Annotated in this window: 11 protein-coding genes; all 11 read left to right on the top strand. The window is 35.5% G+C overall.

Annotation, left to right across the window (positions count from 1 at the left end; all coding sequences use genetic code 11):
* Nucleotides 1–540: 540 nt before the first annotated feature.
* Nucleotides 541–2,154 (top strand): alpha-L-fucosidase, encoded by a 1,614-nt coding sequence (locus tag ABD792_RS18225; protein ID WP_345007853.1) that lies wholly within the window; start codon nt 541–543, stop codon nt 2,152–2,154.
* Nucleotide 2,155: 1 nt separating this feature from the next.
* A complete protein-coding gene (locus tag ABD792_RS18220; RefSeq protein WP_345007851.1) occupies nt 2,156–4,633 on the top strand; it encodes an alpha-amylase family protein in 2,478 nt (825 codons plus the stop codon).
* 88 nt (nt 4,634–4,721) lie between these two features.
* Nucleotides 4,722–6,020, top strand: a complete 1,299-nt coding sequence (locus ABD792_RS18215; RefSeq protein WP_345007849.1) for a GH36-type glycosyl hydrolase domain-containing protein — start codon at nt 4,722–4,724, stop codon at nt 6,018–6,020.
* Between the two features lie 16 nt (nt 6,021–6,036).
* Nucleotides 6,037–8,454, top strand: a complete 2,418-nt coding sequence (locus ABD792_RS18210; protein ID WP_345007848.1) for a glycoside hydrolase family 95 protein — start codon at nt 6,037–6,039, stop codon at nt 8,452–8,454.
* Nucleotides 8,455–8,798: 344 nt separating this feature from the next.
* Nucleotides 8,799–11,657, top strand: coding sequence for a ligand-binding sensor domain-containing protein (locus tag ABD792_RS18205; RefSeq protein ID WP_345007846.1), 2,859 nt, complete (start codon nt 8,799–8,801; stop codon nt 11,655–11,657).
* A gap of 575 nt (nt 11,658–12,232) precedes the next feature.
* Nucleotides 12,233–15,331 (top strand): SusC/RagA family TonB-linked outer membrane protein, encoded by a 3,099-nt coding sequence (locus ABD792_RS18200; RefSeq protein WP_345007844.1) that lies wholly within the window; start codon nt 12,233–12,235, stop codon nt 15,329–15,331.
* Nucleotides 15,332–15,337: 6 nt separating this feature from the next.
* Complete coding sequence (locus tag ABD792_RS18195) at nt 15,338–16,882, top strand: SusD/RagB family nutrient-binding outer membrane lipoprotein (protein WP_345007842.1); 1,545 nt, start codon at nt 15,338–15,340, stop codon at nt 16,880–16,882.
* Between the two features lie 19 nt (nt 16,883–16,901).
* Nucleotides 16,902–18,611, top strand: a complete 1,710-nt coding sequence (locus tag ABD792_RS18190; protein WP_345007840.1) for a LamG domain-containing protein — start codon at nt 16,902–16,904, stop codon at nt 18,609–18,611.
* Between the two features lie 611 nt (nt 18,612–19,222).
* Nucleotides 19,223–21,082 (top strand): alpha-amylase family protein, encoded by a 1,860-nt coding sequence (locus tag ABD792_RS18185; RefSeq protein ID WP_345007837.1) that lies wholly within the window; start codon nt 19,223–19,225, stop codon nt 21,080–21,082.
* A gap of 15 nt (nt 21,083–21,097) precedes the next feature.
* Nucleotides 21,098–22,315, top strand: a complete 1,218-nt coding sequence (locus ABD792_RS18180; protein ID WP_345007836.1) for a purple acid phosphatase family protein — start codon at nt 21,098–21,100, stop codon at nt 22,313–22,315.
* A gap of 131 nt (nt 22,316–22,446) precedes the next feature.
* On the top strand, nt 22,447–22,743 hold the full coding sequence (locus ABD792_RS18175; protein WP_345007834.1) for a fibronectin type III-like domain-contianing protein: 297 nt from the start codon (nt 22,447–22,449) through the stop codon (nt 22,741–22,743).
* Nucleotides 22,744–22,760 lie beyond the last annotated feature (17 nt).

Raw genomic sequence — 22,760 nt, 5'->3', positions numbered from 1 at the left:
GGTATTATGTAAATACGGTCGGTCAATATGCTAACGAAGAAGTGATAAAGAACTATTTAAAGAATCAAGGATAACAAAAAGAATATAAACAGATTCATTCAAGTCAATTGAGACTATTTGAATAATTGAGATACCTCGTCAGCTTGCTGCGGGGTCATTCATTAACAAAATATCGTTATAAAATCTTAAAAAAGCTTATACTAAATGAGAAGTTCAGTCTTTTATGAGATAAAGAATGGCCATTTATTATATTCTAAAAACCGATGTAGATATAGGTTGTGGTATCATTTTTTCAAACGAAATAGTATCAAGATCTATGATAAAGGTCGTGATTAAAATTTGTTTAATTTGTTTTATTTGTGCTTGTTAATAAGTCCTAATGCTAATTAGGACTTATTTTTTTTATAAAAATTAGTCCAGTGTTATGATGTGGGACGATTAAGTGTGTTTTCAGTTTTATGTTTGTTCCCATTGATATGAACGTCCTTTATGATTGGAGTGATGTTTATTAAGATTTAGAAAATTAATAAAAAGTGATTAATGAAAGTAGCTAAACATTTATTAAGTAGGTTAAAACGAAATCAATTGGCATTTTATGCAATTACATTGATATTTTTAAATGGAAAAATTTGGGGGCAGAAAGCAACTACCTATGCTCCAAATTGGGAATCCTTACATCAACATGAATGTCCGGAATGGTTTAGAGATGCTAAATTTGGAATATTCATGCATTGGGGGGTAATGAGTGTTGTAAAGGATAATGATGGCTGGTATGGGAGACATATGTATATGAAAACCGGAGGGAAATGGGGAAATGACTATTTTGATCATCTTGAAAATTATGGGCACCCTTCTGAGTTTGGATATAAGGATTTAATACCTAAATGGAAAGCTGAAAATTGGGATCCAGAAGCTTTGGTTGAATTTTATAAAGAAATAGGAGCTAAATATGTAGTACCGGTTGCAGTTCATCATGATAATTTTGATTTGTACGACTCTTCGTTTCAGCCATGGAATTCTGTAAATATGGGGCCTAAACGCGATGTGATTGGCGAATGGAAAAAAGCAGCAGAAAAACATGGTTTACGCTTTGGAGTCTCTTCGCATTCCGATAGGGCATGGTCTTGGTTAAACCCAAGTCATGGTCACGATATTGAAGGGGAATATAAAGACATTCCATACGATGGTAATTTAACACTTGAGGATGGCAAAGGCACATGGTGGGAGGGTTATGATCCGGCAGATTTGTATACACGACCTCATAAAATGAGTGAAGCACCCGATAAGGAGTATTGTGATACATGGTATAAAAGGACAATAGAACTTACAGATAAGTACCAACCGGATCTCATTTATTTTGACGGGCCGCTACCTTTAGTGTGCAATGGAAAGGCTTGTTCTGAGGCGAGAACATGGACGCAAAAGTATGGTTTAAACTTTGCAGCACATTATTACAATGATAATACGAAAAGAAATAAAGGAACTAATGAGGCCATCATTGCTATAAAAGAATGGGGCCCTGGAACAGTACCCGATACCAAACCTGTGGTTTTAGATATAGAAAAAGGAGGAGCAGATAAGATTTTGGAGTATCCCTGGCAAACTGATACGTCTCTTTCAGGTACTTGGTTTTGGAATGGTAGTGGTTATTCTGAGATTAGTGATACTATAGTTATTCATAATATGTGCGATGTAGTAAGTAAAAATGGAAACTATTTACTTAATGTAGGGTTGACAGCAGACGGGGTGCTGCCTGCTCACGAAAAGAAAACATTGGAAAATATTGGGGCTTGGTTTAAAATTAATGGAGAGGCTATCTACGGAACACGCCCTTGGGTGCAGTTCGGAGAAGGAAGAACAAAGGTGGAAACAGGACATTTTAAACAGAATAAAGAACCTTATACTAGTAAAGATATTAGGTTTACTACAAAAGGAGATATCTTATATGCCATTTTTATGGGATGGCCGGATTCCGGAAAGGTAATTATTAAATCTGTGGCAAAGGGGTCTGGACTTTATAACCAAAAAGTAAAAAGTGTAAGTTTATTGGGATATGATGGGAAATTGTTGTGGAAGCAAACCCAAAAGGGATTGGTTGTTAAATTACCAAAACGAAGCCCCGGAAATTATGCCTATACATTAAAAATAAACTAAGATGATACCAATGCATTATTTTAGATACTTATTAGTTTTTGTCGTTTCACTTATAATAACAAATGTCTTTTCACAAGATGTTAATGCTGTGGTTAACGATGATCATGCAATAATTGAGAATGATTATTTAGAGGTGAAATTTGATTTGACTACTGGACAGTACAATTGTATAGATAAAAAATTAAACCTAACGATGGTAAAGGATGCTTGGTTCCGTTTAGATGCAGGAGAAGTAGCTTGGAGAAAGCCAAAGCATCAATACAGAGCAGAATCGGCAGGAATAATTGAGGATGATTTAGGGATCGGAAAAAGAATAAGAGTTTGGTACTTGCCTCAGGATAGTTATGATCCTGAACGGTTTTTAGATTTAACGGTTTATGAAAATAAAAAGTTTGTTGTTTTTGGTTGGGGAGTAAGAAATCCTTTTGATTATGGAATTCGGGTGAGGAATGCGGAAGTCCTACATCAAGGAACCCTATTTCATAATCAGGTTTTAAATATGCCTAAGGTTTTAAGGAGTGGTGCAGGAGCCCAAGCAAATTTTGTTGAAGATACCTGGCGGGTTGATGCATATAATGGTGCAATGGTGAGCTATAAGGATGCCTCCAGAAAAAATGAAAGGAGGACATTTGTTGGAGGAGGTTTGAAATACAAGGAATTTGCAAAGTCATTTGAAACGCATAAAGGAGAAATAAAAGAAAACCTGGGCTTAGGAAAAAAGAATTATTCAGGAAATGAACCTTTTTTAACACTTTCAATTTGGGATCCTCAGGGTAAAGAAGTGTTACCAGGGATGACTTGGGAGTCGCAAGATACATACTATTTGGATTTTGTTACTCAGAATCCATTTGAATCACTTGAAACCTACGGAGCCAATTTAGCCCTGGCTAATAAGGCTGCTCCGAATGCTTATAATTTCCCTACGCTATGTGGTTGGATGGTGTCAACCAAAAACTTGGGTGAAGGTAAAAATATTAATCATTCTACAGCATTGGTAGAACAAATGCGTAAAGCACATGCATCAGGAATTCTTAAATACACACCAGTAACGGTACGATTGGAACCAGACTATTATTGTTATGGAGACCAGGGAAATACGCAACAAGGTTGGTGGAATGATACCTATTGGTCTAAATACCATTCACTAAGTAAGCCATATGCAACGTTTAAGAAGTTCTCTAAAGCTGTCAAAGAATTTGGAGGTGGGGTGTTTACCTATTTCCAGGTCTCATTACCTAGTAATGATTTCGCTAAAGAACATCCGGATTGGATGATAAATAATGACATTTCATTGTTACATGTAGATCATCCACACCACAGGCCATTGGTACGCTACGATTATACAAATTTAGAATTTCAAAATTATTTATTGAAAATGTGGAAGAGTTTGGGCAATGATGGTGTTGTGGGGATAAAATTTGACTACCCTGAAACTGGGTGGGAACGAGATGGTGGTTTTGATGATAAATCCTATACAACGACCTCGGCTTATCGAAAAATATATGAATTGTGTAGAGAAGGTATGGGATCAGATGCTTTTATACACGAAAGGAACCTTGGAGAAACGAACACACCTTTATTAGACTGTACGGTGGGTATTGTAGATTTACAACGTGTTTGGTGGGATGCTAGCCATTTTGAGTCAGAAATGGCATCCAGAATAGGCCTGCGCTGGTTTAAACAAGGAAAGGCGTTTCGGTATTATCCAGACGGAAAAAGCTTTTATTTTAAAGGTAAGGAATTGTCCGGTATAGAGAGAAGGGCATTTTTAAGCTTGGTAGGGCTCTTGTCAGGTAGATTGGAATTAGGAACAAGTTTTGGTAGCATGACACCAGAAATGCAGCATGATCTTTCAAGGATATATCCTGTACTTCCCAATGGACAATCCTTTAGGCCGATTGATATGTTTATGGGAAAAAGGCATCCGGAGGTATATGCTTATGATGTTGATAAAGACTGGAAACAGGTTTTACTTGTAAATAACGATGTAGAGAATCCAAAGCGAATAAGAGTACCCCTTTCCGGGAATCAAGTTGAAACAGGTGCTTTAGGTTTGATGGAGTCTTCAGCCTACCATGTTTTTGATTTCTGGAACCAGACCTATTTGGGGATTTATAAAGGGGATACTTCTTTTAGTGTTAATTTTCAGCCTAAAGAAGCTAATGTGTTTTCTTTTCATAAGGTGAAAAATTATCCGCAAATAATTGGAACCAGCAGACATATTATGTGTGGTATGATGGAATTGGATGAGGTAACTTGGAATAATGATAACAGGACGCTCTCTTTCGAAGCAAAACTGGTAAAGGGAGAAACAATGCGGATTTTTATAGCGGTTCCAGAAAATGTAAAAGATGTAGTTAAAAAAGTAGAAGTATCAAATGCTAAGAGCAATATAATTTTTACTGATTCAGTAATAATTTTAGAATTAACCCCTGTCAAATCTTACTTAGATAAAAGTAGTGTTGTCCTCAACTTTTAGAGCTAAATTTATAATGAAAAAAATGATTAGTATATAATTATATTAATGGGGTTGATGATATTGTTCCTATAATACTTTAAAAATGGACATGATGAGATTTGTGAGTTTTATTGGTATTATACTTTGTATCCTTTCCTGTCAATTAAGAGAAAATGGTAATAAGGAATTAAGCCGGGTTATTTTATCTGATACTATTTTATATCAAGTGGATGAAAAGGCGAGGGAATTAATTAGTCGAGGGTTTTATGCAGGATCTGGGTATCAGATGGTCTGGTCTCGTGATTTGAATACTTTCATGGAATTATCCTGCGAACAATATAACCCAAATATCATTAGAGAAAATTTATTAATGTTTTTTGATTTTCAAGGAGAAAATGGAGAACTATTAGACGGTTATGTGCCAATAGAAGGATTTACTTGGGACGATCCCAATACATATAAGTCTATTACAGCTCCAAATCATATTGGATTTAAAAACACAGTTGAAACGGATCAGGAAACATCATTAATTCAAGCAATAGCAAAATATATTGCCAAAACCAATGATAAATCCATCCTCTGGGCAAAAGTAGATGGAAGAACGGTGTATGAACGCCTTAAGCTTGCGATTAATTTTTTAATGACAGAACGGTACTCTGAAAAATACGGTTTAATTATTGGAGCCACAACATTTGATTGGGGAGATGTACAAGTTGAGGGAGGAGCTGTTGTCGATGTTGATGAACTGACTCATTGGAGTATTGATGTTTATGACAATGCAATGTTTGTTTTAGCTCTAAAGGATATGTACAGTTTTGCAACTAATCCAGAAGAAAAAGAGCATTGGCAAGCCATGTACGATAATTTTAAATTAAATACAAAAAAGCATTTATGGGATTGTGAAAAAAATAAATTTATTCCACATATCTATATAGAAGATTCGCCGTTTCCATCAGATTTTGATGAAAATGCTATTCATTATCATGGAGGTACAGCTGTGGCCATGGAGGCAGGACTTTTAACAAAACTTGAAATAGAAAAGGTTATTGAGCAAATGAAAGTTAATGTAAAATTATCAGGAGCGCCATCTATTGGTTTAACTGTTTACCCTCCCTATCCAGAAAATTTATTGGGAAAAAACGTGTCAAAACCTTACGATTATCAAAATGGCGGAGACTGGACATGGTTTGGAGGGCGATTGCTTCAGCAATTTATTGATTATGGTTTTGTTGAAGATGCTTATACCTTAGGCAGGCCAATGTTTGAAAGGGTAATATTAAATAATGGTTTCTATGAGTGGTATGCAATTGATGGTACACCCAGGGGTTCAGCTGACTTTAAAGGTTCAGCTGGTGTTTTGGCTAATGTTGTAAAAGCCTTGCATGAGTGGGCGGAAAAAAACAAGTAGTGTGAGTGAAAAAAAAATGTTATTAGTTAAAGCTCTACTTTTTGTGCTAACCTGCAGTAATGCGCAGAATAAAGATTTAAAACTTTGGTATGATGAACCGGCTAATGTTTGGACCGACGCGTTACCTATTGGTAATGGTAGGCTTGGGGCAATGGTCTATGGAAAAATAACCGATGAAATTATTCAGTTTAATGAAGAAACTCTTTGGGCTGGACAACCACACGATTATATAACCAAAGGAGCCAATAATTATTTCGAAACGATACGTGAATATTCAGAAAACGGCAATGGAAAAGTATATGATATTGCAAAGGACCATTTTATGTCCAACCCAATTGGACAGCAGTGCTACCAACCAACAGGGAATATTCTTCTAAGTTTTCCAGATCATAATAATATAAGTAATTACTATAGGGGGTTAAATCTAGAAAATGCTATTACGAAAGTTAGTTACAATAGTAATGGAGTCAATTTTTCAAGGGAGATTCTTGCTTCCAATCCTGATCAGGCCATTGTAATACATTTGACAGCAGACGTTGCAAGAAGCTTAAATTTCTCAGTTGAACTCTTCTCTCCACATGTTTTCAGTGAAGTGATAGCAGAAAAAACAAACTTGATACTAAGAGGTAAAGCTACAGATTATAAAGTGCATGAAAATGTTTTGAAGGAACATTCCGATAATGTTGATTTTCCTAAAAGTAGAATAAGGTTTGAATCTGTACTAAAAGTGCTTTCCTGTGATGGAGAGCTTACGACCCATGGAACTAAATTGGAAATAAAAAACGCCACTGAGACTACTTTAATACTTGTAGCGGCTACCAATTTTGTGAACTTTAAGGATATAAGTGGCGACCCTACCAAGAGGAATAATGCTTTATTGAAACAAATTAATGATAAGACCTATGAATTTATAAAAGCGACCCACATTCAGGATTATAAAAAATTATTCGATAGATTAACTCTTGATTTAGGGGATAGTAAAATTTCTGAAAGACCAACCGATGAAAGAATTCAAACTTTCAATAAGGATATAGATCCCGCTTTGGTGACTTTACTTTTTCAGTATGGTAGATATTTATTGATTGCTTCTTCTAGAGAAGGGACTCAGCCATCCAATTTACAAGGTATATGGAATAATGAAATGTTTCCTCCTTGGGATAGTAAATATACTATAAATATTAATACTGAAATGAATTATTGGTTAGCTGAAAAAACAAATCTTTCAGAATGTACAGAGCCTTTAATAAAGATGGTCAAAGAGTTAAGTGTTAGTGGAAAAAAAATAGCTAAGGCATATTATAATATGAATGGTTGGGTCACACATCATAATACAGATATTTGGAGGGCTGCGGCTCCAATTGATGGAGTTGGTTGGGGTATTTGGCCTACGGGAGGAGCTTGGCTAACCCAGCATTTGTGGTGGCATTACGAGTTTACAGGCAATCAACACTATTTAGAAGATGTTTATCCAATTTTAAAAGAGGCCTCTAGGTTCTTTTTGGAGTATTTAACACCTAGCGCAAGTCAGTCGGAATGGTTAATTAGTGGACCAAGCAATAGTCCAGAGCATGGAGGCCTAGTTATGGGCCCAACTATGGATCATCAGATAATTAGAAATTTGTTCAAAAATACCATTGAGGCTGCAGAAACTCTTAATAAAGACAAAGGTTTTATCGATACATTAAGGCTTGTTATTAAAAGAATTGCTCCCAATCAAATAGGTAAATATGGTCAACTTCAAGAATGGTTAGAAGATAATGATGATCCTGATGATACTCATAGACATGTTTCACACTTATGGGGATTACATCCAGGAAATGAAATACATCCGCTAACAACACCCGATTTTGCGGAGGCTTGTAAAATTTCTTTAAAACATAGGGGAGATGAGGGCACTGGCTGGTCGAGGGCGTGGAAGATTAACTTTTGGGCAAGACTAAATGACGGAAACCACGCTTTTTCAATATTAAAAAAGTTAATAACTCCCGTAAACTTTGAAAGGAAAAAAAGCAGTTATGAGACTGGAGGCCTCTATAAAAATATGTTCGATGCACACCCTCCTTTTCAGATAGATGGAAACTTCGGTGTAACGTCTGGGATTGTAGAGATGATTTTACAATCACATCTTCGTGATGTCAGAGGTAACTATTTTTTAGATGTTTTGCCAGCCTTGCCTAATAATTTAAAAGATGGTAAAATTAAAGGTTTAAGAGCGGAAGGAGGATTTGAAATAGATGTAGAGTGGAAAAATGGATTTGTACAATTCTTAAAAGTTAAATCTTTACTGGGAAATAAATGTAACATCAGGGCAAAACAAAAGTTGGTTTTAAAGAGCTCTACCACCAAAAGGATCCATGAGGAATATATAAACTCTTTATTTTGTTATAGTTTCGAAACGAGCAAAGATGAAAATTATGTTTTCATAAATAAATGATTAGATCAATTGCCACAGGCTTCGCTGTATTTGAAAATCTCATCAGGATATAACGATCTTAGCCATCAGTTTATAGCATTGAAGTTTGTATATGAGGTGATTGTTCGGCATAAGGATATTTATTATAATAAATAAGTTGAGCTTAAAAAGAATAAACTAGTTCACTGGTGTAACAACGAGTAATTTATAATAGATATATTATAACACTTTTTATTCCATATGCCTACAAAAATAGTCTTCTGTGTTGATCTCATTTTGTTAGAATTGTTTCTGTAATGAAATATTTAATTAGTGTTTAATTGTTTTCAAAGGAAATTGTATATTGGAAAATAAATATTGGTTACATGCTACGTAATAGTATAGCGCAATTTCTTGTTTTTTTAAGTATATCGTTAAGTCTATTTTCTCAAGATTATAAATTTAGACATATTACTACTGTTGACGGGTTATCTCATAATGAAGTGCGTAAAATTGTAAAGGATACGGAGGGATATTTATGGTTTGGAACACAGAATGGGTTGAATAGGTTTGATGGTTACCGATTTGAAATTTTTAAACATATTCCCGAGGATAGCACCACAATTGTAGGTGATAAAATATATGCCTTGAATACATCCAAGGGCAAACTATGGGTAGGAACCACTAATGGCTTATGTATAATAAATACGAAGTCATTAAAGGTGGTTGCAACCCCGGAAATTTTTTCGCTTATCACGAATGAGGTGTTACAGTTATATAACGATGGTCTTAGTATGTGGGTGTGTACTGGAGCTAAGAATTATCGGGTAGACTTGGAAACTTTATCGGTTAGAACATGCTTGGATCGTTATAAGATAGTATGTGTATCAAAAGGTTTAGGAGGTCATTTTTGGATAGGAACCAATAAAGGTTTATTAAAATACAACGGGCAAACAGATACTATAATTAAAAGTTACGATTTGGGGGAATTTAACGGTCATAAACTCAATCAGATTGTAACTAATGACTATGGTGAGATTTGGATAACAATAGGGGACAAACTTTTTAGGTATCAGTCAGAACGAGATAGATTTATACCCATATATGAGTCAAGATCATTAAATGCCATTGCAGAAAATGAAGAAGGCCTGTTGTTTGTTGGTAGCTATGGTAATGGATTGATAGTTTATAGAAGAGATTTAGGAAATTTTAGTACCATGGTATCGAATCCCGAGAAAATAAATTCATTGAGTAGCAATGATGTTTATGATGTTTTTGTTGATAATGAGAACATTTTATGGGTAGGGACACAAGAAGGGTTGGATTATTATGATTTTACCAGAGACAGGTTTAAAAGTTTGTTACATGTACCAGGAAAAAATAATAGTTTAAGAAATAGTTTTGTCCAGTCCATATGTGGTATTTCTAAAGATACGTTATGGGTAGGGACTAGGGAAGGGGTGGATGAAGTTGTATTTACAAATGATTATTTGGAAGCAAGTATCAATCCCGTTGAGTCGCGTGTTACAAAGCTAGGGGTATTAAAAAATAAATACATTGGATGTATATACCAAGACTCCAAAAACAGAATATGGATTGGTACAGCAGCAGATGGTTTGTTTTTGTTTAAAAAAGAAGCAAAGCGTTTGTATAATTATACCAATAGAGGTGATCATGCATCTTCTATTTCAGGTAATGCAATAAACACTATTTTAGAAGATAATCATGGCCGTATGTGGTTTGGAACAAATAAGGGACTCTCTTTATTGAATGAAAAAGAGAATTCTGTAAATACTTTCGAAAACTTTACATATTTTATCAATAAAGGAAAGCGTGAAGATATTAAGGATGTTTTTACAGTTTTTCAGGATAGTAAAGATAGAATTTGGATAGGAATGTACACAAGGGGTGTGGCATTACTTCAAGAAACCGATGAGACGAGAAGTTTTATTGGATTTCGTCACGATAACTCAAATCCCAAAACATTAAGCGATGATGAAGTATTTGTTGCATTCGAGGATTCTAAACAACGTATGTGGTTTGGAACTTCAAAAGGAGGGATAAATATTTTAAGGGAGGACACGACCAATATCGATGTCGTTTCTAATTATTTTTTTGATAGTTATACAGAAAAAGATGGGCTTTCAGATAACGAAGTGAATGCTATTCTAGAGGATAGTTTGGGCTATTTATGGATTGCAACCAATAAGGGGATTTCAAAGTTCGATGCCAGTGGGGAGCATTTTTTTAATTATACAACCTACGATGGCGTACTTAAAGGGAAGTTTAGAAAAAATGCAAGATGGAAAGCGCCAGATGGTACGATATTTTTTGGAGGAACTGCAGGTATTAATTATTTTAACCCTATTAAGATAAATACAAACAAAGTAATTCCAAGTCCCAGATTTTCTAGGTTTAAAATTGATAATGAAACCGTTAAAGTAGGACAGGAGTTTGACGGTAGTATTATTATGGATTCTCCATTAGAGTCGGGTGTTCAAATAACATTGCCGTTTAAGGATAATCGATTTGAGGTTGAATTTACGGCATTGTCATATGCTTCTGCCTTCAGAAATAAATATCTTTATAAGTTGGAGGGAATTGATTCGCTTTGGCATGAAGTTTCCGGGGAAAACCCACAGGCAAGTTATTCTCTTTTGCCATCAGGTAAATATCGTCTGTATGTAAAGGTGTCAAATAATGACGATGTTTGGAACGATACTCCTATTTATTTAGATATTTATGTTAAATCGGATGTGCTAAATAGTGTCGCATTTAAATTAAGTATGGCGGTCTTACTGCTGTTCTTAATAGTATTAATACTATTTAAGAGACGAAATAATAATAACAGACAAAAAGTTAAGAAGGCAAAATCAAATGATTTGGAAATGGATTTAGACGTTAAAGAGAAAATAGCTGAATTAGAGGCTATGATGAAATCAGAAAAGCTGTATTTAGATCCCGATTTGAGATTAAATAAACTAGCGGATAGAATTGATATTTCTGCTAATTATTTGTCAACACTTTTAAACGATTATGTGGGAGAAAATTTTTATGATTACATTAATTATTACCGCGTAGAGGAGGTTAAGAAACGCTTGTTGGATCCTGTATATCAAAATCAAACAATTTCTTCTATTGGAGGAGATTGTGGTTTTAATTCTAAATCTGCTTTTAATAGGATCTTTAAGAATTTTACCGGTAAGACCCCTAGTCAGTATCAAAAGCAAGCTTCAAGGGTTTAACTTCTTTAAAATAATAACTTCAACAGTACTTGAAATCGACATTAAAAAAGATGGTAGTCATTTTAGAGTTAAAAAATGATTTGTAATTAGGCCGTTGGCATTTTTTGTAATCGGTCAATTTTAGTCAGGAATTAAAGGGTTTTACCCTCTCGATAAACTATATTTTATTTAAGGTTTTCTTAACTAATAAATAATCAAACACTTTTATTATCGTATTCTTCATATTTCGTGTCTCAATGCTCATTAGGTCTTTTGTAATGTTACTTTTTTTGTCCTAATTAATCTTTTTAGGTCGATTTAGTTTTTTCTAATATTTACTATTGACTTTCCAAATAGGGCCATAGTTTTTTTATTTAAAATTTTAAAGATTGATCCAACTCAAATCTTTTATTGAATATTAAAATAATAAAAACTAAAACCTTCTGGTAATTTTTAATTCTGTTCATGTAAGCGGAAAGCGTTTAACTAAATCAAAACCAAAATTAAAGTAAATTATGAAGAACCATTATTTTTATTTTCGGCATCTAATTTTCAAGAGGTGTTTTGTTGCCATTTTTTTTATTGCAGCTCAAGTTATGGGGTTTCGTGCAAATGCGGGTAATTCCAGTGACTTGTTAAATATTAATCTAAAGGAGTCTGTATTTAATCAGGAATCCATAGTTGTACGCGGGCAGGTTTTGTCTGTAACCGACAATTCTCCTTTGCCTGGGGTAAGTGTACTTATTAAAGGGACATCGAAAGGGACTACTACAGATTTTGACGGATATTATGAATTAAAGGTACCTAATCAGCAGTCTGTGCTGATCTTTAGTTATCTGGGATTTGTTTCTCAAGAAGAAATGGTTGGAACCAGAAGAATAATTGATATTGTCCTAAACGAAGATACCCATCAGCTAGATGAAGTAGTAGTTACTGCTCTTGGTCTTGAGCGTGAAAAAAAAGCTTTGGGGTATGCTGTTCAGGAAATTTCTGGTGAACAGGTCGAAAAAGTTAAGGCGGTAGATGTAGCCACTGCCTTAACAGGAAAGGTTGCGGGCTTATGGATAAAAAACAGTACAGAGTTTTATGAAGCGCCTGTAATTGAATTGAGGGGGCAGAATCCATTAATTGTAATAGATGGTGTGCCTTATGAAAATATGAACTTGGATCACGTGTCACCAGATGATATTGAGAGTGTGAATGTTTTAAAAGGAGCTACGGCATCTGCTTTGTATGGAAGTAGAGGTGCTAGAGGTGCTATCATGATTACTACCAAAAAAGGAGGGAACGAGATAAGCATTAATTCTAATAACATGTTTTTTGCGGGATATTTGGCAATACCTGAAACACATCATTCATATAGTGCTGGATTGAATGGTGTTTACAGTGCGACAGATTATATTTGGGGACAGAAATTAGATATTGGTATAATGGCTGATCAATGGAATCCTGAAACTAAACAGATTGAAAATATGCCACTTACATCGAGGGGTAAAAATAACTTTAAAGACTTTTTGGAGCCAGGGGTTATTACTAATAATAATATTACTTTTTCCCATACAGGTGAGCAAGGCTCCATTCGTACATCACTTTCTCACATATTTAACAAAGGTCAATTCCCAAATTTAAAAAGTAATAAACTTACAGCTAATGTGGCAGGTACAATTAATTTAGGTGATAAGGTAGATATTTCCGCTACTCTTGGCTATAACAGAAAGGACGCTCCTCAAACCTTTGGAGGTGGATATTATAGTGGACAAGGGTATATTTACCAAATTTTAATGTGGACTGGGCCAGAGTATGAACTGAAAAAGTTTAGGGATTATTGGATTGTTCCTGATGTACAGCAAAACTGGCATTACAAGGCATGGTACGACAACCCTTATCTAATTGCTTATGAAAAGCTACAGAGCGATGAGGACAATTTAACAAATTTTAATTTGACCACTGATTATAGAGTATTTAAAGACGCTAAGATTACAGGGAGAGTCGGCTACGACTTCTTTTCAAGGGAAAGGACCATAAGAAATCCTCCTAATATTTATTCTGATAGAGGCGGTTTTGATACTAGAGGGGTGTATTCCAATAGACAAAATAGAGGTTATAGTGTAAATGCGGACATTTTGTTCAACTATTCTAAGAAAGATCTGCTTGTAAAAGGATTTGACTTTGATATCAATACTGGGCTCTCATTGTATAAATACGAAAATCAAGAATTGTTTTCCTCTACAAGGGGAGGGTTTATAGTGCCTGGTATTTATTCACTAAGTAATTCTAAAGAGCTTCCAGGAACTTCTGCTTGGACAAGCAGAAAACAGGTGAATAGCTGGTTAGGTGTTGCAACCTTTTCCTTTGACGATGCGGTCTTTTTGGATGTTACTGGTCGTAACGACTGGTCTTCAACTTTGGCGGCTTCAGAGAACTCGTATTTTTATCCCTCCCTGGCAGGGAGTATTCTCGTTAGTAATTGGATAAAACCCTCATGGATGGATTTATGGAAGTTAAGAGGTTCTTGGACACTAAGCAAAAAGGATCTTGCACCTTATGAAACCAACGTGAATTATGGTGTTAGAACAGCATCGTGGGGCGATTATTCCGAGTCTATATATCCAAGTACCATCAGAAATGCTGTTGTCAGACCAGAGGTAAATAGAACTTGGGAAGTTGGAACAGCGGCTTATCTCTTTAAAAATAGGTTGAGTTTTGATGTAGCTTATTACCAAATACTTAATTACGATATACAAATACCTGCAAGGGTTTCATCAGCCTCTGGTTTTTCCAATACATTAATAAATAGTAAGGAAACTCATGAAAGAAAAGGACTTGAGATCACATTGAACGCAGACTTGATAAGAAAGGATGATTTTGTTTGGTCTCTTTCTGCGAATTGGTCCAAAACACATAATTATATAAAGGAATTGGATCCTTTATATTCTGCAGACAACTTGTGGACATATACAGGAGCAAGATTGGATGTTTATCGAAATCTGTTTGGCAGTATGACAAGACCTTGGCTTAGGGATCCGGAAGGAAATGTCATCCATAATGATGGAGGTTTGCCCATACAAAGCAATTATGTAAATGTTGCGGGTTATACAGATCCTGATTTTATTTGGGGACTGACCAGTGCTATTTCTTGGAAAAACTTAGATTTCCATCTAAGCTTTGATGGACGTGTTGGTGGTGTGATGCAAAATTGGACCAGTGAAAAAATGTATGATACAGGAGGGCACCCTAATACTGACAATGGTTGGCGCTACGATGAGGTGGTCAATGGTAATATATCGTATGTAGGTCAAGGTGTTAAAGTGGTGTCAGGAAGTGCTACCTATGATCAATATGGACGTATCTTAACCGATGACCGTGTTTATGAACCAAATGATAAGACAGTATCTTATCAAGCATATGCAAGAAGATTTTCCGATGGAAATTTTGGTGTTACGGATCCAACATTCTTTAAGTTAAGGGAAGTGTCTATTGGTTATAGAATGCCTAAAAATTTAGCTGAAAAAATTGGTTTAAATAGCGCCAGTATAGCACTTGTAGGGCAAAATGTATTTTTATGGACGAAAGATTTTAAGTTTGCCGATCCAGATCGCAGTCAGGACGGAGATCTGACTTCCCCTTCACAAAGATATGTAGGGTTGAATTTAAAGCTTAGTACATCTACTAAATCTAAAAAGTCTAAACTGTAAATTGTTATGAAAAATAATATTATCAAGAAATTCATTGTTATAATAACACTAATTTTTGCCTTAGGCTGTAGTGTTAATACAGATATAAACACGAACCCAGATGGTATCACATCTGCTACTCCCGATTTATTAGCCTCGAAACTCATATTAGATATTACAAGGGATGACATAAACAGAGTGAAAGGATTTATGGAAAATTTTTTGAGGGATAAATATATCTTATGGACAGAAGGTGCTGAATCAGAACAGTATAATCAACTGGATAGAGCAGATTTTAATGAGATATCAAGGCTTATTGAGACAAAGAAAATGATGGAAGCACTGGATGGATTCCCAGAAGGTATCGCAAACTCCTACAGGGGACTGGCACATTTTGTGAGAGCCTACAATTTTTTTCTTGTTACTATGAAGGTTGGTGATATTCCGTATAGTGAAGCACTTAAAGGAGAAGATGAAGGGATTATTAGACCAAAATATGACACGCAGAAGGATGTATTTATCGGGATTTTGAAAGAGTTGGATATGGCCGATCAGATGTTTGCTAATGGTTCGGTGTTTAGTGGTGATATGATTTATGGAGGTGATCCGGTTAGATGGCGTAAAATGGTGAACTCGTTTCAGTTGAAGGTTTTGATGAATTTATATAGGAAAACTGGAGACACTGATCTTAAGGTTGTGGAACGATTCAAAGACATTGTTGATAACAAACCTATTTTTTCGTCAAATGAAGATAATTTTAGCTTGGTGTACCAAAATGCTGTTGGTCAGTTCGCTCCATGGAACAATCAGGGAAATAATCACTCTATTTACCCCATGGTCTCTAGCGTATTAATAGACAGGTTAAAAGGTCTTAACGACTACCGTTTATTTTATTATGCCACCCCTTCCTTGATGCAGATATCTAATGGTATGTCCGAATCTGATTTCGATGCCTATATAGGAGTAAATCCGGCACTGGAATACACGACGACCACGGCTATTTATTCCTCGGGTGATTATTGCGATGTAAATGACCGCTACAAAGTATTACCCGAAGGAGAACCAGTGTATTTGTTAAGTTACGCGCAGGTGCAGTTTATGATTGCCGAGGCGGCGGTTCGCGGATGGGTTTCTAAAAATGCCGAGGTCCATTATGTTAGCGGAATCAAAGCTTCTATGTCTTTGATAGCAGGGAATACACCTGATAATATGGCGTTCCATCATGGAAGGATAATGGATCAAGATTATATCGATAACTATTACCAAACAACCCCCCAGGTGCAATTGGGAGGAACCGATGAAGAACGAATAGAACAAATTATCGTGCAGAAATATTTAAGCAATTTTCTTCAATCTCCGAATTCTTCATTTTTTGAAAACAGACGTACCGGATATCCTGTATTCGAAGTCAATCCTAGCTCTAATTTAAATGTTCCTGCGGATAAGTTACCTGTGCGATGGATGTATCCAACAGCAGAATTAGAACAAAACTCTGATAATGTTCTTGAGGCCATCAATAGGCAATACAATGGAAATGATAATAACAATGGTGTAATGTGGATTTTGCAATAAATAATTTAAAAATAGAAAGATGAAACAATATAAATTTAGAGTACTTGCCTTTTTCGTATTGCTATTATCAATGATAATTGGTTGTACGACCGATCTTAATGTTGATGGGTATTATGAATTTAGTGAAGAGTTTTTAAATAATACAAAGGTATCTATTCTTCATAAAAACCCTAATACGGGATTAGATTATACACAAGAAGAATTAGATATGTTAACGTATGATCCATCTGAAAAGGAATCTTACTTAGAAGGTCAGGATGTAGTTTTGACTTTAGTTACCATAAATATGCCTTCAGAGGTTAAAGTGGTTGGGGCTGACCTATCGGTTCTAGAAACTATTACTGAATTTACAATGGTTGACGGTAAGTATCATGCAAAATCATTTGAAAGCACTTTGGAAGATTTGGGGCTTTTAGAAGCTGATGACACAAATAAATTAACGTTTAAAATAACTTATCCCGCGGGACCTCCTATTTCAATTAGTTTTCAAGTTAAAAGAATAGAGCCTAATGCGGGAGAAGATTTTTTCGTATATCTTAAAAATAGTACAGGAGAAACCATTGGATTGTTAACAGATGATGATGTTGCGTTAAGAGTGAAAGATCCGGAAGTAGGTTCAATTTTAACTTTTGAAGGGGCTTCAAATAAAGTTGAAATATTGGATGCTCATGGGAGTTTAGATTTCAGAAATACTCAAAATTATTCCATTGGTATTTGGGTAAATACGACTTCGTCTAACAATGACCCAGCTATAATCTCCGATAAGGACTGGGGAAGTGGCGGTAACCCGGGATTTGTAATAGTATATAAAGGAGGTGTATGGGGGTTAAACGCCTCAGATGGTTCTAGCAGGATAGACCTTGAAGGAAGTGCAATCAATGATGGGAATTGGCATTTTCTTATGGCTACATTTGATCGTTCAGGTAATGCATCCATTTATAAAGATGGCGTCTTGGAAGGGGCTGCAGATATTTCTGGTCTAGGAGATATGACTAGTGGCTACCCAATACGAATTGGGCAGGATGGGACAGGAAACTATGGTGTACCCTTTAACGGTAATATTGGTAATGCTTATATTTACGATTATGCATTATCGGCTAGCGAAATTCAAAGTATATCTACAGTAACTACAGGTGTACAATTGAGAACAGCAGCAGGAACAACATCTAATGTAGCGGTAACAAACAACGGTGGTGTTGTTTCATTAGAAGAAAATAGATACACCTATAGCTTTGATGGAACAACAAGCGCCACATTAGAAGATGGGGCTGATTTAAGTTTTAGGTACGATGGAGACTTTAGTATAGCTACCTGGGTAAACACCACTGCAACGAATAGTGATCCTGCAATAATATCTGATAAAGACTGGGGAAGTGGTGGAAATAAGGGCTTTGTCCTAATTTTTAAAGGAAGCGTATGGGGTATGAACGCTGGAGATGGTAATGGTAATCGAATTGATATGGAAGGGACTGAAATCAATGATGGTGAATGGCATTTTATTGTGGCAACCTTTGATCGCAATGGCAATGCAACCATTTATCAAGATGGTGAAAAGGTCGGAGAAACCAATATGTCTGCATTGGGGAACATGGACAGTGGATTTCCAATACGTCTGGCTCAGGATGGAACTGATAATTATGGACATTTTTTTAATGGAAAGGTTGCAAACAGTATGATCTTTGATTATGTACTTTCGCCCGTAGAGGTAACCTCTCTGTATAATGAATAATTATTTTTTAGGTAGATAAGATTAAAACTCTATAGTGCTAAGCAACCTATTGGAGTCACTCTACGTGACAACTCCTTTAGGTTGCTAATCATTGTTTGGGGAGTTTGGTATCCGTTTTTAGGTGTAAGCAGTATAGATTTTGAAATAGTTGTACAACTAGGAAAACGGGCCTAGATTTCATAGTAACTTAAAGAAAAGAACAGGTATGGTAGAGATGTAGGTGATAATTTGCCTATATGACATTTCTAATGAGTATCAAATTTATCACGCTTTAATTCTTGGCGTTTTGGATGTGAAATTACTTTTATTAAGATTTAGTAATTATAAATTGGATGTTATTACAGTTATCAAAAATGAAAAACAGTGGAGCTATGTATTATAAGGTAGTAATTAAAATATATTGGACAATCATTATAATAATGACGTTGTCTTTAAATGCTAATGGTCAGAATAGAAAAAGCTTTTCCATTTCAAATAAATTTTTATCAAGGACAATCGTAATTGATGGAGGAAATATTCGTACTTCAAAGATTTTTAACCGTCTTAATGGAAAAGAAATTGATTTACTTAATAAGGAAGATTTTAGGCTACGTATTTCAGAGGGGACTGATGTGGAAAATTCGGATGTCATAATTACTTCAAAAGATTTTGTGGTTAAAGAAGTATTTAAGGATTCTGCGGAAAAATTGTCATTTTTATTGGAAAATAAAGATTATCAACTCGAAGTAACTTTAGTATATGAGCTAAAAAGAGAAAATAGATTTTTGAACAAGTATCTTGTTGTAAAATCAGGAAGACCTGTGACCTTGGAACGAATCGATTTAGAGGTCATTTCTGTTGATGATATCTACCAACCTTATAAGTTAAAGCAAATAACTGCATGGGGACCAGCTCAATGGCGACCTGGATTAGGACAGCCGCTTTATACGGAAGAATCTGCAACCTATTGGGGAACAGAGTTCCCCGCCTCTTACAATTATGTAGAAAACAAAACGGGATATTGTGGTTATTTATTAGGAAAACAGATTGAACCAGGCAAATCATATACTACTTACAAATCTGTTTTGGGTGTAGGAGATGATGCTCGCTTTATTCAGGATAGTTTTTTTGAATATATTGATCAAATCCGCGTTCGTCCTTTTCGATTACAAGTACAGTATAATAGTTGGTTCGATTTTTATAATAATGTTACAAGAGAAAAATTCGCCAATAGTGTGGAAAAAGTAAACCAGGAACTTCATATTGAGCGTGGTCTTTCTCCTTTAAATGCTTACGTTATTGACGATGGGTGGCAGGATTCCGAGGCTGATTGGAGTAAAGAAATGTGGAAAGTTAATTCTGAACGCTTTGATATAGATCTGAAGAGCAGCTTTGAAACAGTACATAAGGCTCGGTCAAATCTTGGACTTTGGTTAAGTCCTGGATGTAATTTTGGTGCGCGTCAGGCTGTTCCCTTGATGAAAGAGAAAGGATTGGAGGCACTAGATGAATACATGTCACTAGCAGGTCCTGTGTATATGCAGCTGCTCGAGGATCGTATGCTTGAGCTCACAACGGATGGAGTTAGCTATTTTAAGCTCGATGGATTATTCGGACATCTTAATCGAAGGGAGTTTGATTTTCAAGGTACAGACTATGGTGGGGCAACTATGCCTCAACTTGGTGTTGAAGGGTTTAAGCCTGCTGACATGCGACTAAATGACCATAAATATGATGAATTAAAGACATACTATTTAGTTGCTGGAACGGAGCGATTAATGGATATATTTAAGAAACAGAATGAAATCAACCCTGATATTTATATAGTAATTTCGAATGGGGCCTACCTGAGTCCATGGTGGTTACAGTATGTTGATGCCGTGTGGATGATTAATGCTGGAGACGCAGCAGAAGGAAGCGGTCGCAGGCAAGAGTTGATTTATCGTGATGAGGTGTATTACAATACCTGGGTAACTGAAAGAACACAGTTTCCTATTAATTCGGTTTTCAATCACGAACCTAAGAAAACTAAAACAGGAGAGTCTGTAAAACAATTTAGCGAATATCTTTGGATGAACCTTTCCAGAGGTACTGGTTTTGTTGAGTTGTATATCAAGACCGAAGTGTTATCAGAACGGGATTGGGATGTGCTAGCATCTGGTTTAAAATGGGTGCAGAAAGTGTTTCCTTATTTCAAGAAGGCGAAAATGCATGGAGGAAATCCTCAAAAGGGTCAAGTTTATGGATATACTGGGTGGAATGATAAAGGGGGGTATATATCTTTTCATAATCCTTCAGAGACAAGTACACAAACATACACAGTAAAGTTAAGCAGGGCATTAGGGACGACTCCATTTTTAGGTGAAATGCTCATTTCTTCTCCTTTAGATAATGCAATGGAGCTTGTTGGAAGAAAGATAAAAGAGGGGGAGCAAATGGATGTTATTTTAAGTCCAGGACAGGTAAAGATTTTAGAGTTTACAGCAATTTAATAGTAAGATCAATAAATGAAAAAAGACAGAAGAGAGTTTTTAAAATCGACGGTTGGTTTGACGGCACTAACTTCTTTAGTTCCGGCTATTGCTGTTGGGCAAAGTTTTTCAATAGAATCAAGGGATCCGGATCTAGGACATGTGTTTTTGACTAGCCCTTATTTGCAAAACCCTTCACCAAATGCTATAACCGTTATGTTTATTGTTAATCTACCATCATACAGTTATGTGGAATTTGGTGAATCGGAGGAGTTGGGAAAGAAAGCACATAAAACGGAAAATGGATTGGTGGTTGCTTATAATAGAGTAAATAAAATTACTTTGTTAAATTTAAAACCCGCAACTACCTATTATTATAGGGTGGTTTCTAAGGAAATTTCAAAATTTGATCCCTATAACCTTATTTATGGAGAAACTATTGTAAGCTATATACATAGTTTTATTACACCGTCTTTTGAAAAAGATGATGTTTCAGTATTAATAATGAATGACCTTCACGAGCGTCCTTATTCAATCCCTCATTTAATGAACTTGGTAGATAAGAAGGAAATGGACTTTGTTTTTTTTAATGGAGATGTTTTTGACTATCAAGAAGATGAGAAACAAATAATTGATAATATGTTAACGCCATGCTGTGACGAATTTGCTTCAAACATTCCATTCTATTTCGTGAGGGGAAATCATGAAACTAGAGGGAAATTTGCAAGGGAATTGTATCACTATTTTGCAACTCCTAAAGAACAGCAATATTATGAGTTTCTATGGGGGGTGACCCATTTTACAGTATTGGATACGGGAGAAGATAAACCAGATACCGATAAGGAGTATGGAAATATTGTTGATTTTGACTCTTATAGAGAAGAACAACTGCAATGGTTTAAGAAAGTAGTACAAACCGCTGGTTTTAAGAAAGCTAAATTTCGCGTTGTACTAATGCATATCCCTTTTTTTCATTCAGACGATTGGCATGGTACTAAACATTTAGAGAAGTTGTTTTCATCAATTTTCAATGACTCTAAAATTGATATTTGCATATGTGGGCATACACATAGATATGGTGTTTATAGTCCGGATAAAAAGAAACATAGATATCCAATAATTATAGGAGGAGGACCAAAAGAAGGGAATAGAACAATAATATCACTTAAAGCGAACTCAAAGCAGCTTTCTTTAAAAATGATGCGAGATGATGGGAAATTAGTAGGAAACTATGATATTGTACCTAAAGAGTAACCTCTTTTTTAGGATTATATAAGTTAAATGCTACATAGAATGATAAGGTTTATTGAGATTGATACTATAAACTGAAACTTAAGTATGAATCGAGTTTATCCTATTTCAAACCGCAATTGAATTCGTCCGTCATGACGCAAGCCATGTCAAATAAGGTGCATGTAACTGTTAGTAATAATGGCGCCTTTGATGGAGAGACGGTAGTACAATTGTATATCAGGGATAAAGAAGCAATTGTGGCCACGCCATTAAGAACCTTAAAGCGATTTAAAAAGATATTCCTGAAAGCAGGTGCTTCTAAAACGGTGACTTTCGAAATTACCCAGGAAGACCTGGCCATTACCGATAATGAAGGCCATCAAATTATCGAACCAGGGTGTTTGAAATTTATGTGGGGCCGGATTCAAAAACAACAAATAAAACGCTAATAACCTTAAAATAAATT

Source organism: Snuella lapsa, from assembly GCF_039539345.1.
Lineage (GTDB): Bacteria > Bacteroidota > Bacteroidia > Flavobacteriales > Flavobacteriaceae > Snuella > Snuella lapsa.
The sequence above is the reverse complement of the archived record's forward strand: the minus strand, read 5'-3'. Positions and strand labels throughout refer to the sequence as shown.